The organism is Lentzea sp. NPDC051213 (assembly GCF_044455585.1).
In the GTDB taxonomy this organism is placed as follows: Bacteria; Actinomycetota; Actinomycetes; order Mycobacteriales; family Pseudonocardiaceae; genus Lentzea.
Genome location: NZ_JBITEX010000019.1, coordinates 1 through 1,604, shown reverse-complemented (window position 1 = coordinate 1,604; position 1,604 = coordinate 1). Strand labels below are relative to the sequence as shown.

1 protein-coding gene is annotated in these 1,604 nt (G+C 69.5%); it reads right to left on the bottom strand.

The window, feature by feature from the left end:
* Window positions 1-12: 12 nt before the first annotated feature.
* Entirely contained in the window at window positions 13-1,473 is a 1,461-nt protein-coding gene (locus tag ACIA8G_RS43890) for an NF041680 family putative transposase (RefSeq protein WP_396424780.1), read from the bottom strand.
* Window positions 1,474-1,604 lie beyond the last annotated feature (131 nt).

The following is a 1,604-nucleotide window of genomic DNA, read 5'->3' as shown; positions in this document are numbered from 1 at the left end:
CTAGCTTGAGTTTTAACCTGTTCGGTCCGGGTGTGGGTGGCAGGGCTCGGTTGTGTTGTGGTGCTTGTGTTTGCGCCTGTCTGCGCTGGTGACGATGTAGACATTGTGGCGTGGTGCTGGGTGTTTGTTGGGCAGGCCTGCGGGGCGGCCGGGTCCGGGGCGAGAGGGTTTCGGAGCACCGGCTGGACGGGCGGTGTGTGTGCGTAGGTTCCGAAATCCGCGGCGGACGCGAGCCGGGGAGAGGTGCCGCGGGTCTGCCGCGGGTTTTTCCCAGCGGCGGCGCAGATCGAGTGTGAGGTGGCGGGCGAGGCGTAGCTGGGTGTAGGCGGCGATCAGCAGCCAGGTCCACCGGTCGGCCGCCTCGGGTGAGCGGAGCTTCGGCGTGGTCCAGCCGAGGGTTTGTTTGAGCAGGCGGAAGGTGTGCTCGATGTCGAACCGGCGCAGGAACGCCTGCCAGCACACGTCGGTCATGGCCGGGTCGAGGCCAGTGCGGGAGTGCCAGAGCCATACCGGTTTCGGTTGTGCTCCGGAGGGAAGCCGATCGATCTGAAGACGGATCACGGTGCCCTCGATGATCGGCAGGTCACCGGTGTGGTCCACCCATGCGGTGCGGTGGGTCAGCCGGGGATGCAGCCGGTCCCAGGCCCGGACATACGCGGTGCCGTAGAGCCGGGTCTGGGTGTGGGTGGTGATGTCGGGCTCGCCCCAGGTCGCGGGGTCGGCGAAGGAGAAGTCGCCGCCGTGGCGGCGGGGCCGGCCGGTCGTGCCGGGCGGGCGGGGCGGTGGCCGGCGGCGCAGGGTCCTGCGGGTGCTCATCCGCACCAAGACCGCGATCGGCAGGCCGGCCAGCACGTGCGCGAGGCGGGGACCGTCGTAACCGGCGTCGGCGACCAGCAGGATGTCCGGGTCTCCCGGCCGCCAGTGCCCGGCGGTGACGAGCCGGTCGACGACCTCTCGCACCTGCCGGGCGGTGACGGTGGCCGCGTCGTCACCGGGCTTGAGCCGGACCACGTCCAGCGGCGCGGTCCAGGAGCCGCGTCCCGCTTCCAGCGCGACTAGCACCGAGTAGGGCCAGCCCGGCACCATGATGTGCTGGTTCTTGCCGCGTCCGTAGGTGTGGCACAGGATCCGCTGCGCACTGGTGTGGGCCTCGGGACGTAGCCAGCTGGTGACATCCACCGCCAGCACCAGCCGGCCGTCGGCGGCGCGCGGCAACCGCGCGCCGGCGAGCGTGGTCCGCAGCCGGTCGATCTCGACACAGCCGCGGGCCAGCGCGGCGTAGCCGCTGCCATGTCCGCGCCGGTGCTCGCCGGTCAACGACAGCTCCGCGATCGACCGCACCGGCCCGCCCGCGCACAGCACCGCGTCGCACAGCTCGAACAACGCGTCCGCCCGCCGGGACAGACACCGGTAGAACTCCCGCCGGAACCAGGACAGGTCCCCGCCCACACCGGTCTCACCGGCATCCTGCACACTGATCAACTGAAGCCCTTGGTAGCGATCTTCTTCCCTAGACAAGAAGAATGATCAACCAAGGGCTTCACTCATGATCAACTAGGGTGCTCACTCCGCGGCCATCGGTTAAAACTCAAGCTAGTGGCGTG